The sequence below is a fragment of the Cohnella zeiphila genome (assembly GCF_014212055.1).
In the GTDB taxonomy this organism is placed as follows: Bacteria; Bacillota; Bacilli; order Paenibacillales; family Paenibacillaceae; genus Cohnella; species Cohnella zeiphila.
In genome coordinates this window covers 199,164-213,903 of the sequence record NZ_JACJVO010000032.1, presented here as the reverse complement: position 1 = coordinate 213,903, position 14,740 = coordinate 199,164, and the positions used below count along the sequence as shown (strand labels likewise).

The 14,740-nt window shown below is 56.2% G+C and carries 11 protein-coding genes; 1 reads left to right on the top strand and 10 read right to left on the bottom strand.

Annotation, left to right across the window (positions count from 1 at the left end):
• Positions 1-95: 95 nt before the first annotated feature.
• The 3 genes from H7C18_RS24995 to H7C18_RS24985 form a co-directional block, all read right to left on the bottom strand.
• Complete coding sequence (locus H7C18_RS24995; protein ID WP_238357940.1) at positions 96-1,862, bottom strand: sensor histidine kinase; 1,767 nt, start codon at positions 1,860-1,862, stop codon at positions 96-98.
• Positions 1,859-3,451, bottom strand: coding sequence for a response regulator (locus H7C18_RS24990; protein WP_185131830.1), 1,593 nt, complete (start codon positions 3,449-3,451; stop codon positions 1,859-1,861). The genes H7C18_RS24995 and H7C18_RS24990 overlap by 4 nt, the downstream gene beginning before the upstream one ends.
• A 288-nt stretch (positions 3,452-3,739) precedes the next feature.
• On the bottom strand, positions 3,740-4,582 hold the full coding sequence (locus H7C18_RS24985) for a helix-turn-helix transcriptional regulator (protein WP_185131829.1): 843 nt from the start codon (positions 4,580-4,582) through the stop codon (positions 3,740-3,742).
• 132 nt (positions 4,583-4,714) lie between these two features.
• Between H7C18_RS24985 and H7C18_RS24980 the strand changes: the two genes are divergently transcribed.
• Positions 4,715-5,590, top strand: a complete 876-nt coding sequence (locus H7C18_RS24980) for an SDR family oxidoreductase (protein WP_185131828.1) — start codon at positions 4,715-4,717, stop codon at positions 5,588-5,590.
• A gap of 55 nt (positions 5,591-5,645) precedes the next feature.
• On the opposite strand, the gene H7C18_RS24975 is transcribed toward H7C18_RS24980, so the two are convergent.
• The 7 genes from H7C18_RS24975 to H7C18_RS24945 all read right to left on the bottom strand — a co-directional run bounded on the left by H7C18_RS24975 (position 5,646) and on the right by H7C18_RS24945 (position 14,704).
• Positions 5,646-6,857, bottom strand: coding sequence for a hypothetical protein (locus H7C18_RS24975; protein WP_185131827.1), 1,212 nt, complete (start codon positions 6,855-6,857; stop codon positions 5,646-5,648).
• A 441-nt stretch (positions 6,858-7,298) separates the two neighbouring features.
• Positions 7,299-7,952: a ThuA domain-containing protein gene (locus tag H7C18_RS24970; RefSeq protein ID WP_185131826.1), complete on the bottom strand. Its 654-nt coding sequence runs from the start codon at positions 7,950-7,952 to the stop codon at positions 7,299-7,301.
• A gap of 44 nt (positions 7,953-7,996) precedes the next feature.
• Positions 7,997-8,887 (bottom strand): carbohydrate ABC transporter permease, encoded by an 891-nt coding sequence (locus tag H7C18_RS24965; protein WP_185131825.1) that lies wholly within the window; start codon positions 8,885-8,887, stop codon positions 7,997-7,999.
• A gap of 18 nt (positions 8,888-8,905) precedes the next feature.
• Positions 8,906-9,796, bottom strand: coding sequence for an ABC transporter permease subunit (locus H7C18_RS24960; RefSeq protein WP_185131824.1), 891 nt, complete (start codon positions 9,794-9,796; stop codon positions 8,906-8,908).
• 127 nt (positions 9,797-9,923) lie between these two features.
• On the bottom strand, positions 9,924-11,639 hold the full coding sequence (locus H7C18_RS24955; RefSeq protein WP_185131823.1) for an extracellular solute-binding protein: 1,716 nt from the start codon (positions 11,637-11,639) through the stop codon (positions 9,924-9,926).
• A gap of 210 nt (positions 11,640-11,849) precedes the next feature.
• Positions 11,850-12,959, bottom strand: coding sequence for a response regulator transcription factor (locus H7C18_RS24950; RefSeq protein ID WP_185131822.1), 1,110 nt, complete (start codon positions 12,957-12,959; stop codon positions 11,850-11,852).
• Positions 12,956-14,704, bottom strand: a complete 1,749-nt coding sequence (locus tag H7C18_RS24945) for a sensor histidine kinase (protein WP_238357939.1) — start codon at positions 14,702-14,704, stop codon at positions 12,956-12,958. Before H7C18_RS24945 ends, H7C18_RS24950 begins: the two co-directional genes overlap by 4 nt.
• Between the last annotated feature and the right edge of the window lie 36 nt (positions 14,705-14,740).

Genomic DNA, 14,740 nt, shown 5'->3' with positions numbered 1-14,740 from the left:
TTCATAGCTGCAGTCTATGATGCTCCCATTATAAGACCGCATGCAGCGCTTACATAACCCGAGTCACATTGGAATGGTGGACTCCTATTGGGTGTTTACAGCGGAAGCGTGATGGTCACTTTCGTTCCGGAACCCGGCACGGAGGAGATGACGACTCCATATTCCTCTCCGTAGGTCATCCGAATCCGGGCGATCGTGTTCTTAATGCCGATGGAAGACGATTCCCGGTATAAAATCGCGTGTACCGTATCGCTGGTCATGCCCCGTCCGTTATCGGCGACTTCATAATACCGGATGCCTTCGTCGATCCAGCCGCGGATGCGGATCCGTCCGCCCGATTCCGTCTGATCGAACCCGTGCAGGATGGCGTTCTCGACGAACGGCTGGAAGAGAAGCCTTGGCATCTTGTAGTCGTAGAGCGCCGAATCGATCTCGTAGCTGACCGTGAATTTGTCCTCGAACCGGACGGACATGATATAGAAGTAGTTTTTCATCCATTCGATCTCCTCGGACAGATGAACGGCCCCCCAATCCTTCCGCGAAGTATAATGAAGCATGTTCGAGAGGCAGACCAGCATTTTGCTTAGTTCCTTCTGATCGTTCTCGATGGCCGTCCAATTCATCACGTTTAACGTATTGTAGAGGAAATGAGGGTTCATCTGCATGTTCAGCGCCTGAATCTCCGCTTCCTGCTCCTTCAATTTGATCTCGTAATTTTCCGATACCAGCAATCGAATCCGATCGTTCATCCGGTTAAATCGCTGCAGCAGAATGCCGAATTCATCGTTGGTGCTGACCGCAACCTGAGTCTGGAAATCCCCTTCGCCCACGGACCTCATCGCGCCGAGCAGCTTTTTGATCGGATTCGTAATTTTGCCCGAAATAAAATAAGCGAACATCAGAGAGACGATTCCCATAATGACGGCCAAAAGGGTGGTCGAAGCCCGGATGATCGGAACCAGATTGCCGGCAAGCGCGGATTCCGGCGTCATGACGATGGACATCCAACCGGTCACTTGCGAGCGGTCGAAGCAGACGATCGTATTCACGCCGTCAAGCTTTATTCGCATGGTGCCGCTGCCGGTCCGTTGAACCTGATCCACCCACTTGTCCTTAAAAACTTGCGTGATTCTGCCTTTCTCGCTGCCGGCCACGATTCGGTCGTCCGGATCGAGAACCAAGTAACGGGAACCTTCCGGAATGCTTTTCTCGTACAGGGAATTCAAGGTGTCCGATTTGAAGCTGATCGTCAGCACGGGCCGCTCGACTCCGGGATCCAGCTTCTCCAGGGTCGTATTGCTTAAATAGGAGAAATCCAGGACGCGAGTCGCGGAGAACAAATAGCGGAAATCGATGGTTCCCTTCTCCAAGTACGGTTGATCGAACATGTCGACGAAGTCGTAGGTCGGATACCATACCATCTTGCCTCCCGCCTGGCGTGCCTTGCGGTAAATATCCGAACGCGTCGGATCGCCTTGGGGCAGCGACTGGCCGAACGTAAAATAAGACGTCCAGATCTGATAAACGTACACATCGTCGATTTGCGAGAAATATCTTCTCAAAGCGTCGGACACCAGACGATCGGCTTCGAGCAGGTCCGCCTTGTTCTCCGGCTTCAAGCCGTTGAAGACCCGGAACAAATCCTTGTCTACGAACATGGCCGCGCTGTTCTGGTCGATAATCCGCAGCTTGTTGTCCATAATCTCGTTATTTTTCTTGACGATCTCGTATACGTTCTTCTGCGCTTGTTCCGTCACGACGCGCAGGCTGGTCCGATAGAAGAGGGTCCCCAACACGATAAGCGGGATCGCAATCAGAAAGATATAGCTGGCCAGCAACCGGGAGCGGAAGGTCATCTTCATCCCTCGCCGCTCCTTTGCGGGAAGGAAGTGTGCTTGTACGCTTCGGGAGACATGCCGTTCTGCTTCTTGAACACTCTGCAGAAATACTTCGTATCCTGATAGCCGCATTCGGCGGCGACCTCGTATATTCTCCTGTTCGCCGCAAGCAGTTCCCTTGCCCTCCGCATTCTGGCCTCCGTCACATGATCGGAGAACGTCTTTCCCGTACGGCTTTTGATCAGGGTGCTGAAGTAGGAAGCATTAAAGAAGAAGTGTTCGGCAGCCCGCTCCAGCGTCAGTTCTTCCTTGGCGTTCTCCTGAATCCACCTCAAGCACTCGTCAACGATCCTCTCGCTTTTATCCGACTGTGACTGCCTGATCGCATCGTGTACTTCCCGGAGACGAGTCTCCAGAATCGCCATCAAATCCGTATAAGCGCGGCAGCTTGGGACCTCATCCAGAGCCGAATGGGTGAGAACGCTTCCAATCCGCCGGTCGACATAATCGCGAATTCTGCTTTTAATCTTCATGAGGGTTAGCGCGGCGCATTCCTTAATCAGATTCGGAGCCGCATGTCCGTCGGCGGCAAGTTGAACGAACGCAGCCCGGCACATCTCTACGGCAGCTTCCGCATCTCTTCCTTGCAGCGCTTCGAACAGCTTCTCTCCGTCCGGAAGGACGGGATCGCGGACGGACAGCAGTTCATCTTGAAACACAATGCCTTCCCAGCGATCATGGAAATTATATTGATGGGCCGTTTGCGCCGCCCGGTACGCTTGAGGCGCCTCCATCCATAAGGACCGGCAATCCGGGCCTATCCCGTGGGTAAATCTTCCGTACTTTGCCCACTCCGTTCCCAAGGATGCGGCCATTTGGCGAATTTCAAGCTTTCTTTCTTGGGCAGGCCGGGAGGTTCGGACGATCGTAACCGCTTGGCAAACATCCTCCCGAGGAGCGTTCAAGGAAAACGTATTCGCTTCGCCGAATTCCGCCCATGCCTGCTCCAGGCGCCGCAGCCAGGCTGCGGGATCCCATTCCGCTTGAGGCCCCGGTTCGAATCGGAATTCCGAGAAAACGACCATTCCGCTTCCTTGCATCTCTTCCAATGCTTCGAGCTCTTGACGCTCCGTATCCGTCAAGCTCCCATTCAACCAGGACAGAAAAAGGCCGTTGCGATAGGCGGAGGAAGTGAGGCTTAACCGATGCTTTAACGCTTCCGATTCCGAATGCTGCCGGAATTCCGCGGCAAGCTGATCTTCCAGGCGGCGCAATACGTCTTCGACTTTCTCGGCATCCACAGGTTTCAAAAGATAGTCATAAGCCCCGTGACGAATCGCGGTCTGCGCATATTCAAACAGATTGTAAGCCGAGATCATGACAACCTTGGTCCGAAGGCCTTCGTCTTCCAGCAGCTTCAGGAAGGAAAGTCCGTCCAGATTGGGCATTCGGATATCGGTCAACACGACATCGGGCTTCTCGGATCTGACGAACTCCAGCGCCTCTGCCCCGTCTTTCGCGACAAGAACTTGATCTTCGGGCCGCAGGGCATGAATCATGTTCGCCATTCCTCTGCGGTGTCTCGGCTCGTCGTCCACGATCAATACTTTCATCCCGCTCAGCCCCTTCGTCTATGCATTTATGATTCAACTATAGTCTGTAATCCGCATGCTTGGAACCCATAAGATAACCCCACAAAGCGGGGCTTCGCTTCGAAGCTTACTCAGGTACTTTGCGGGGACCCCGGAACTTATATATATTGATAAAAAAAAGCCCCCCTTATTGTGAACAGGCGGCTTGGATTTCTCGTTTCGTTTATTATAGACGAATACCCGGCTTGCGAAAAAGCGGATAATGATTGGATAAGTGGACTATGATTGGGAGTTTCGGGAGCAGAGTCCCTATTCCGCGATAAGCCGTTTCAGCTTGTCCGCCGTATCGGTGCCCGGCCGAGGCGTGAACACGGCCATCATCAAGTTGCGATCGTCGCCAGCCGCGAAGCTGTTGTATTCCAGACTGATCTCTCCGAGCAGAGGATGGCGCATTTTCTTAAAACCTTCCAGCGATTCCAACACTTCGTGCCTCGGCCACCATTCGGCGAACTCGGGGCTCTTCTCCTTCAGCTTCTCCACCAGTTCGACGTACCATGGATTGTCCGCATAGTTCCCGTAGTAATTCCGGAACTGCGCGAGCAGCAGCTTGCCCAGATGCTCCCATTCGCAGAACAATTGTTGATGGGCCGGATTGGCGAACAAGCGCCAGATTAGATTGCGCTCCAAGGCGTCTTCTTCCTTCCGGTAGCCGAACACGGCGGAGGCCAGCCGATTCCAGGCGACGACGGTAAACCGGCCGTCCGCGATAAAAGCGGGATAGTCGCGAATCCCGTCCAGGACGAGCCGCAGGGAAGGCGGAAGGCGATCTTCCTCCGCGGCGGCGGGCGAAGCATCGTCCGGCGGACGCTGCCCGGCCATCTTAAACAGGTAATCGCGCTCGTCCCGATCCAGCTTCAAGGTGCGAGCCAGACTGGACAGCACTTGTTCGGATACGCGAATCAGCCGCCCCTGCTCCAGATACGTGTACCAGGCCAGAGAGACGCCGGACAACGCCGCGACTTCCTCCCTCCGCAAGCCGGGCGTGCGACGCCGAGCCCCGTCAACCGGCAGACCCGCCTCCTGAAGGGACATCCGCATTCGCCTCGTCTTCAGGAAATCTCCTAATTCTTTATGCTTTGCCGAGTTCGCCATAAGGTGAACCTCCTGCCGGAAGACTATTATTCTTACTCCCACGATAAACGCCCTACTCTTTATTATACAAAAATCGGCTTACAATAAATACGTTGGCGGGTGACTTGAAAGCATAAGGAGCGTGAGTTTGAAATGGCAAATAACGCTAATGAGCGGGCCGTGTTGATCACAGGCGCGAACGGCGGTATCGGCATGGAACTGGCGAGAGCGATGACGGGCAGAGGATGGCGCGTTTTCGCGGGAGTGAGGGACCTGGAGCGGGGAGCGATGCTGAAAAAGACGATTGCCGGCAAGATCGTTCCGATCCGGCTCGACATCACGAGCCCCGATTCGGTTCAGGCGGCGGCCCGTGAGATTGCGGCATCGCTTGGCGCCGGCGGATTGGACGGACTGGTCAACAACGCGGGCTGCATCGTAAAAGGACCGCTGGAACTGATCCCGCCGGATGAATTCAAGCGTCAGTTCGACATTAACGTCTTCGGGCAGATTGCAGTGACCCAGGCCATGCTCCCGCTGCTGCGCAGGAATCGCGGCCGGATCGTCAATATCGGCGCGACGTCCGGCAAGCTGGCGTTCCCTTATTTCGGAGCCGTCTCCGCATCGAAGCATGCGTTGGAGGCGATAACGGACGCGTTGAGGGTGGAGGTGAAGCCGTGGGGCGTGAGCGTCTCGCTCATCCAGCCCGGAGCGATTCAAACCTCGATCTTCGAGAAAGCCAATGCGGAATACGACCGATCCCTGAGCGGAATTCCGGCGGACAAACGGGCCTTGTACGAAGAGGCCATGGCGGCCTTCGACTCCGCCATGGCCAAGCAGTCCGCTTCGCCCGCAAGCGTCGTCGCGGATGCGGTCGTTCACGCCTTGACGTCCGCCAAACCGCGGACGCGTTATGCTGCGGGCCGGGTAGCCCGCATGATCGTGATGCTCGGCCGCAGATCCGACCGCCTGCGGGACTGGCTGCTGATCCGAATGCTCGGCCTCTCCAAGCTGATGCGGGAGACTCGGTAGAAGCGCTTGCGCGGCGATACGCCCGGCCGCTCCGCCGGCTTCCGAAGGATGCCGCTTACCCGACCGGCGTCGCCGTGATCTCCACGATAGCAGGGTCCAGAAGCTGGACGGTCTTCATCGAAAAGCCGATGTTGAAGTGCTCATTGTTGCGGAAGATCGTCTCCAACTCTTCATCCGTTCCGGTATTGGCGTTGCTGCCCTGCGCCAGCAATTCCTGATGAATCAGCACCCTGTCCTTATTTTTGGGCTTATACGAGTCCGTTTTGTAGGCCGGAAAAGTTTTTTCCAAAATTTTCATCAACTTTTTCTTGTCCACTTTAAAACGAACGATCACTTCCTTGACCTCGACCCCGGAGTGGACGACGTCTTCGTTGGTGAAGGCGAAGGAATGGGCGTTGCTCGTCGACAGCCACTTGCGGCTGTTATTATCGGGGGTCACTTTCTCCAGCTTCTTCTTCTCGTTCACCTTCCCAAGGAGGTTGTATTCGTCGACCGACATTCGGCGGTACAAGTAAGCGTAATGATCGTCCCATTCGGTAATCGTCTTCGCCCGCTCCGGCTCCTTGTAGGAAGCCTTTTGTTTTTCTTCCTTATAACCGTTCAACTGGTTTCGGCTCTCCAAAGTGAGCTGGTGAACCTCCAAGGAGCGGTTCAATTCATTGCGCATGTCCCGAAGCGAGACCATGGCTTTCCTAAAATATTTTTGGGCGTTGCTGCCAAGGGCGCTGAAGTCATTTACCGCGATGGCGAATTCCGACGGATCGTCCGTATCGGATTTCTCCTTTTTAATTTCCTCAAGCAGCTTGGTGTAGTTCTCCAGAAATGTACTGCGCAATTCGGCCAACAGCTTGGAGTTGGCCGTCTCCTCATCGTGAAGCTCTTCGAGTTGTTCGTCGATCCGGTCCAAAAAACCCATGAGTTGCGCAGGGGTCACGATGGATTCCTTGTTAACGAAAGCAGCTAACGTGTCTCTGACCCTCTGGATCGGAGCCCCGGCCCCCGGATAAGCTGCCGGTTCGACCGGCGGGAGGGCGCTCTTCGGATCGGGAAGCACCCGGCGCTGCCCTTCCGACGCCAGAAGCTGCAGCACCGCCTGGTTCCCGACGGCGCTTTGCAGCTGCATCAGCTGCCCTGCGGGAGTTGGCGCGCCTTGCGGCCCGGCCATTCTCTGCAAGGCCGCCCCGGCTCTGGCGGCCGGAGCTTGCGACCCGCTTTTCGACGCGGGCGATGACGTCTCCCCCGACTTGGGAGAAGAGAAGGATCTCATCATGAACCTCCTTTCCGTAATCGTTCTTTTTCTATAAAATTCGGATCCGGTTTCCGAAATTCCTTCCGCCCCTTTCCAGAAAGTGCCGCCGAACGACAAAAAGCGCCCGGATGGACGACCCCCGGCACGCTCAGAATGCCCGTCGTCCGCAGCGAAGGCGACGTCGAAACCCCGCTTCCTTGCAGCGGCGGATCTGCCATTCGATCGGACGATCGGATCAAAAACGTTCAGGGATGCGGTGAGGTTCATGGCAGCCATGCCCGTCCAGTCCGTTCGGGCCGATGTAACGCCGATACGGCTGTATGACTTCACGATTCCGCTGAGTTGGGCTCTGTGAACGTTCCGGGGATGCCAAAAAAATAAGGCAGACAGTCTTGACGACTGCCTGCCTTATCGTAATTCCGCTATCTTTCCGTCTTCGCTCGTCGACCGGCGGCGAGCTTAGCGCGTCGCGCACCATTCCAGACATCCGCCCAGAAGCTTCAGGAACGACGGGTCGAGCAGACCCTCCCGGCGGTGCGCCGGCGTCAGGCAGAGAACCTTGCCCTTGCCGTACGCGTGGCGCCAACCGGCGATCGAGGAGCCGTCCTCGGATTCCGAACGAAGGAATACTTCGGTATCGTTCTCGTCGCAGGAGACGAAATAATGCTCGTCCACGAACCCTAACGCTTCGCCGGACCGGCCGGCAGCTTCCGTATGAACGGGAACATACCGCACCGGCTTATTCTGCGCCGGATGCGACAGGAAAAAACCTCTGAGCATCTTCACATACTCGTACTCCTCGGGATACGACGCGAGGCCTGCGTGCCACGCCAGCCAAGCGCCGCCTTCCCGGACGTAGCTTGCGATCGCGGACGACACCGCTTCGTCCATCCACAGCTCGACCTTCTCGTCCTGCGGGTTCAGCCGGTTCTCCTTGAACAGCACGACCGCATCCGGACGCTCTTCGAGCACGCGAACCATGTCCTTCGTCCCGACAAATTCGAGCGCGCGCTCCTCATCCGGCGGAATCGCCTCGAACGCTTTGACGAGCGACTCCCTGGCCAGCGACTCGTCGTGATAGTAATCGCCGACGATCGCCACGATTCGCTTCATGCTCACAACCGCCTCCTCTTCTCCTTGACGACTCCTTCTTGATTCTACTCCTTAACCGAGCCGAGCGTAATCCCGTGAATGAAGAAGCGCTGCAGGAAAGGGTAGACGACGAGAACCGGAATCATCGCGATAAAGATCTTCGCCGCATTCAGCGTGCGGTTGGACAGCTGGCTCATCCGCTGCAGCTGATCCTGCGACATGGTCGACGGATCGAGCATGACGACCACCTGCTGGATATAGGTTTGCAGCGGGTAAAATTCCTGGCGGGTCATGAAGACCAGGCCGTACAGGAATTCGTTCCAGTGGTACACGATGCTGAACAAGGAGACCGTGGCCAGCACGGGCGCCGCCAGCGGGACATACACTTTGAGGAGAATGTACCAGGGTCCCGCTCCGTCCACGAGCGCCGCCTCATCCAGCTCCCGCGGAAGATTGCGGAAGAAGTTCATGGCCAGAATGACGTTGAACACGAGCGTCTGCGCGCCGCCGACCAGGACGAGCGACCAGATGCTGTTGAACAGATGGAGCTGCTTGACGGTCAGATACAAGGGAATGAGGCCGCCGTTGAACAGCATCGTGAAGATGAGTACCCACATCAGAACGTTGCGAAGCCGAAAGTCCTTGATCGTCTTCGACAGAGGATACGCCATCAGCGGGACGATCAGCAGGTTCAGGCCGGCGCCGAGCAGAACGCGCTTGACCGAAGTCCAGAACGAGACGAAGAACTGATTGTCCTGCAGCAGCTGCTTGTAGGAATTCAAGTTGAAGCCGACCGGCCACAACGAGACCTGACCCGCCGCAGCGGCGGATTTGGTGCTGAGCGACATCGCCAGCGTGTACCATAACGGAAGCACGCAGGTGATCGTGACGGCGATCAGGATGACGATAATCAGAATGTCAAACGCTCGGGAGCCGATCGTGGTATCTCGAACCATGTCCCTCCCTCCTCTCTGTTAGAAAATCCGATAGTTGGTCCATTTGTAGGCCGCGAAGTAAGAAATCCCGATGAGGATGAAGCCGACGACCGATTTGAGCAGACCGACGGCCGTCGCCAGCTCATACTGCATGTTGAGCAAGCCTGTACGATAGACCCACGTGTCGATGATATCCCCGGAAGAGTAAACGAGAGGGTTGTACAGATTGAAAATTTGATCGAAGCCGGCGTTCAACACGTTGCCCAGCGCCAGCACGGCGAGCAGGGAAGCCGTCGTGCGCACGCCCGGCAGCGTGACGTGCCAGATCCGCCGCATTCGCGACGCCCCGTCGATCCCTGCCGCCTCGTACAAGGCCGGGTTGATGCCGGTGAGCGCCGCCAGGTAAATAATCATATTGAAGCCGAATTCCTTCCAGACATCGGTGCCTACCGCCAGGAACGGAAACAGCGACGCTTTGCCGAAGAAATTGATGGCGTCGATTCCGAACACATGTAAGATCTGGTTCGCCGGGCCGTCCAGGGAAAACAAGTCGAGGACGATGCCGCCGAGAATAACCCAGGAAAGAAAGTGGGGCAGGTAGACGATCGTCTGCACCCATTTTTTCATCACGACGATGCGCAGCTCGTTCAGGAGCAAGGCGAAAACGAGAGGCACGACCAGATTCGCGATAATTTTCATGATCGCGATAAAGATCGTATTCACGAAGATGCTCTTCGTATCGTTCAGCGAGAACATGTAGCGGAAGTTTTCCAAGCCGACCCAATCCGAACCGAACATCCCTTTAACCGGACTGAAGTGCTCGAACGCGAGCACGATGCCGAACATGGGAAAAATACCGAATACGGCAAGCCATGCGAACCCCGGCAGGAGCATGAGGTAGTAATGCTTGGCAAAACCTTTTGTTTTCACGAATCTTCCCTCCTCCCCGCAACCGTTATCCGTCAACCGAAGGGTGATTGATCGGTTGTCGGGCTTTATGGCCGGGAACAGAGAGGCGCTTGCCGCCAAGCGCCTCTTGTTATTCCTTCATTCGGTCTTACTTGATGGCCTCGGCCACTTCGGAGGTGATTTGATCTCCGCCTTGCTGCTTCCAATCGGACACGAATTTGTCGAACGAATCGAGCGGCGCGGCGCCGACGATGATCTTGAGGAACGCCTCGTCTTCCAGCTTCTGCAGGTTGACCCAACGGCTCTCCATCGTAGGCGTCTGGGAGTAGATCAGGCTGCTGACTCCGTTCCCTTCCAGATCCATGAAGGGAGAGACGCCGACCATCAGCGAATAGAGACGGGTCCAAGCCCCCAAATCCGCATTCGGATTCCAATATTGGATATCCATCTTGTCGTAAGGCTCCGTCTTCACTTTCTTAATGTTGGCCAAGTCGCCCGCGAGCAGCTTGTACTCCGGCTTGTCGCTGAAATCCTCGGGCTTCTTCGTGCCCGCGAGCACGTCTTGCAGCGCTTTGACCGTGAATTCCGACTCGTCGGAAGGACCGAGCGCCAGACGGACGGGATAGAAGCCGATCGATCCCTTGGACAGATCGAACTTGCTCTCGTCGCGAAGCAGCAGGTTCTCCAGCTTGACGACCGCCTCCGGATTTTTGTACCCTTTGCGGACGACCAGGAATTGCCCGGCCGGCGCGCTGAGGTGCGGCTTAAATTGGCCGCTCGCGTCCAGCGGCAGCGCATAGGCTTGCCAATCCGCCTTCGGGTTCTGCTTGACGGCGTCGGTCAACGGGCCGTACCCCATCCACCACGGTGCGAAGAAAATGCCTGTCTGGCCGCTGATGACCGGCTCGCCGGAATCCTGACGAACCGAAATTTGCTGGTCGATCAAGCCTTTGGAATACATCTCGGCCAGCTTGCCGAGCGCTTGCTTCGTCTCCGGCGTAGTCGAACCATATACGGGGTTGCCGTTGGCATCCTTCACCCAATAACCGGGATACGCGTCAAACGCCGCGAAGACCGGATCGAACCCGTACAGGTTGTTCGCGGACTCCAGGAAATTCGCGTACAGCTTGCTGGCGTCGCTGCTGTCGGGAGCGGCAATGCCGATCGTGTCCTTCTTGCCGTTGCCGTCGGGATCCTGATTGACGAACGCGTCGGCGACCTTCTCCAGATCGTCCACCGTCTTCGGCGGCTGCAGGCCCAGCTTGTCCAGCCAGTCCTGGCGAATCCACATCTCGTGGACGCCGGCGTCTTCCGCTTGCGGCAGCGCCATGATTTTGCCGTCGACCGTCACCGTATCCATCGCCCGCTTGTTGGAATCCGCAAGCACGCGCTTCAGCTCCGGAGATGCGTATTGATTGAACGCGTCGGTCAGATCTTCGAGCTGACCGTTATCGCTCATCTCGCGGAATTGCTGGGCGTTCACGATCATGGCGTCCGGCAGATCGTTGCTGGAGATCGAGAGGCTGACCTTCTGGTTGTAGTTGGTCGGCGATGCCGTGAACGCGTCCTTCACGTCGATATTCAAGTTGTCCTTGATATATCGAGTGTACTGGTTGCTGTCCGGCGTATCTCCGGCAGGCAGCGTCGTATCCGACGGATCGACCTGCTGGCCGACGCTCAGCGTGACCGGATCGGCATATTTCCCGAACGGATCCGCGGGCGCCGCAGAAGCGGATGACGAACTGCTTCCGGATGGAGCCGCGTCGCTCGCAGCGGAATTGTTGTTGTTCGAATTTCCGCAAGCGCTGACGACGAGCGCCAGGGTCGCCATTGCGATCGCGATGCTTTTCTTCTTGTGTCTCAAAGAGTCCCCTTCTCTCCAAGTGTTTTCGCTTCCTCGTTAAATGTAACACAGCCCCTTTGGCCGTTAGACGGAAATCGGTTGCGTAATAAGGGGGAGAGATGACTCCCCGCTCGCCGAATCGGACGTTTGTCCCCACGACTTTCGGACTACTGTCTCCCCGAACGCGCGTTTACAACGAAAAAAGTCGGTTGGTGTCCGATTCGAGATCGGCTATTTCCCGTTCTCGCGACGGTATGCCTTGCGGAAGGCGCTGGGCAGCAGCCCGGTCTGATCGCGGAAGACGCTGCTGAAGTATTTGCCGTCCAGGTACCCCGTCTTCTCCGCAATCCACAGAATCGGCCGATTCGTATGAACGAGATACTCTTTCGCCTTGTCGACCCTTGCCTGACGGACATACTCGTTGAACGTCTTGCCCGTAATGTCTTTGAAGCATTGGCTGAAATAACTCCTGCTGATATTGACTCGCTTGGCGATATCGGCGACGTGCAGCTGTCCGCTTAAGTCCTCCTGGATGAACCTCTCCGCCTTCTTGACCGCATCCCGGACGTCCAGGGAATATTGCGGGCCGTCCAGCAAACGGCTCAGCGCGCCGCGCGAGTCGACGAGCCAGCTCTCGGCCTCATCCCAAACGTCGACGGTCCGCGGCGGGTTCAGTCTGTCGGCCGCCTCAAGCCCGTACTGCTCGTTCCAGCTCTCGGCCAGATCGGCCAACACGCGGGCCAATGTCTCTCCCGTCAGCCCGTACGTCTTAAGCCGCTGCAATCGCTCCTCGAATTGGCCGTCATCATAGATCCAGCCCAGGGCCGACCACCGTTCGGTCTCCTCGTCGACCCCTTCCGCTGAGGCCGGCTTGGCATCGTCCGCAGCCGGGGTCATTCTTGGACCGGACTCCGCTTCAACGGCGGAAGCGCCTTGCGTCAGAGGTCCCCGCTTGCTCTCTTCTTCCGTAATCCGCGCATGGATTCGCTGCAGGATTTCGTGGAATCGGTCCTGCACCAGCTCGACTTTGGCGATATAATCGATCGCTCCGAGACGAAGCGCCTCCTGGATGTACTCGAAGTCCTGGTGCAGCGTCAGGACGATGATGTACAGATTGGGGTAGCGTTTGCGAACGATCCGCATCAGCTCGATGCCCGACATGACCGGCATCGCCAAATCGGTCAGCATGAGATCCGCTTCGTTCTGCTCCAGAAACTCGACGGCCTTCTCCCCGTTCTTGGCTTCCCCGACCACCTGCATACCGAACGCTTCCCACGGCAAAGAAGAGATGATGCCCTGTCTGACCAATTTCTCATCGTCGACGATCAGTACCCGAATCATTGCAAGTCCTCCTTTTTTAGTATGGACAAAGTTAAATAAATGGAGGTGCCCTTTCCGGGCTCGCTCTCGATTCGGAAACGCGCTTTGCCGTTATAAAAAACCTCCAGCATCCGTTTCACGTAATTCATGCCGATGCCCATCCCGACCTTCTCCCGATCGAGCTGCTCGCTGTTCAGGAGCTTATCGATCTCCGCCTGAGACATGCCGGAACCGTTATCCTGAATCGAGATTTCGATCATTTCCCGCGCCACGATGCGCACCTCGATCATGCCGTTGTCGCTAAAGCCGTGATAAAGCGAATTTTCCACCAGCGGCTGCAGGATAAACCGGGGAATCGGCGTATCGAGAATGCTCGGGTCCACCTCGATATTCACCTGGAATTCGAAGTCGTACCGGACCTTCTGCAGGGTCAAATATTGCTTGAGCGCGTCGACCTCATCGCGGATCGTCGAGGTCTGGCCGAGCTTGCCCAGATTGTAATGGAGCAGCTTGTTGAGCGAAGAGACGATCCGGTCGATCTCTTGCTGTCCGTTCATGACGCTCAGCCAGTGAACCGTGTCCAGCGTATTCATCAGAAAGTGGGGATTGATCTGATAAAGCAGCTTCTCCACTTCCAGATCGGCTCTTCGTTTCTCCTTCTGCTGAACTTCATTGAACAAGTCCCAGATCTGTCCCTTCATATCGCGGAACTTGTCGAGCAGTTGATCGAATTCGGGAATGTTGGTTTTGATCAGCGGGGAAGGAGCCTCGTTGCTGGTCAGCAGCTTGATCTCCTTGTTGAAGTTCGAGAGCGGCCGGTAGACCATCTTCCATAACAGCCAAGCGAGCAGCAGGCTGACCGCCAGGAAGAAAAGCGACGACCCGATAATTTGCAGAAACCATTTGTTCATCTCCTTGTCGTACTCGGCCTTGGAGATAATGGAGACGATGCTCCACCCCTGATTGCTCGTCTCGTTGAACCAATAGTAATCCCGCTGCAAGCCATGGGAGACGTTCGCGATGTCTCCGGCAAAAACCGAGCCGGCCGGGAAGGTGTCCGGGATTTGGCTGTAGGTGATCTTGTGGCTGTTGTCGAGGAACAAGTATTGAACGTTCTGAACCTGCTTGCCTTTGTCGAAAATCGCCTGGGTGAGCTTATCGCTGCTCTCCAGGTAGACATAGACGTCGTTGCGTCCCGGCAGCTTGACCTGCTTCATGGCGGACATCACCAAGTTGTTGTTGAAACGGTCGAAGCTGGGATGCGGGCCATAATAGGTAATGCCGTAATATTGGGCGAACAGCGGCAAGCCCGTGGGATCGAAGTTCGGCTTGACGCCGGAATTGGGAAACCGGATCTGGCGGTCCTGCTGGAAATAGTACATCGTCAAGCCTACGTTCGGATTGGTGAACGTGATCAAGTTCATCTCGCTGTTGATCTCGTCGTTCATCTGCGAACGGACGTAAGGATCTTTGGACGTAAACAGCGTATCCAGCTCGCGTCCGATCGTTCCGCTGTAGGCGAGCTGCTGGGAGACCGAATTCAAGTTGCCGATCGCGTTCTCCATCGAAAATTCGGCCTGCCTCAGGTTGCTTCGGATGCTGTCCTGAATTTTGTTCGTCAGAATCGAGTAAATGGTGTGGTACGAAATAAAAAAGACAAAGACGAACGGGATCAAAGAGCTGATGGAGAACAGAATCATGATTCTCTTCTTCAGCGTCAACGTTCCTGCGTTCGCGAAACGATTCCAAAAAGAACTTCTGTTCATTGCGGTGTCCTCGCTTCGGTTGGGAGTGCGTCCCCT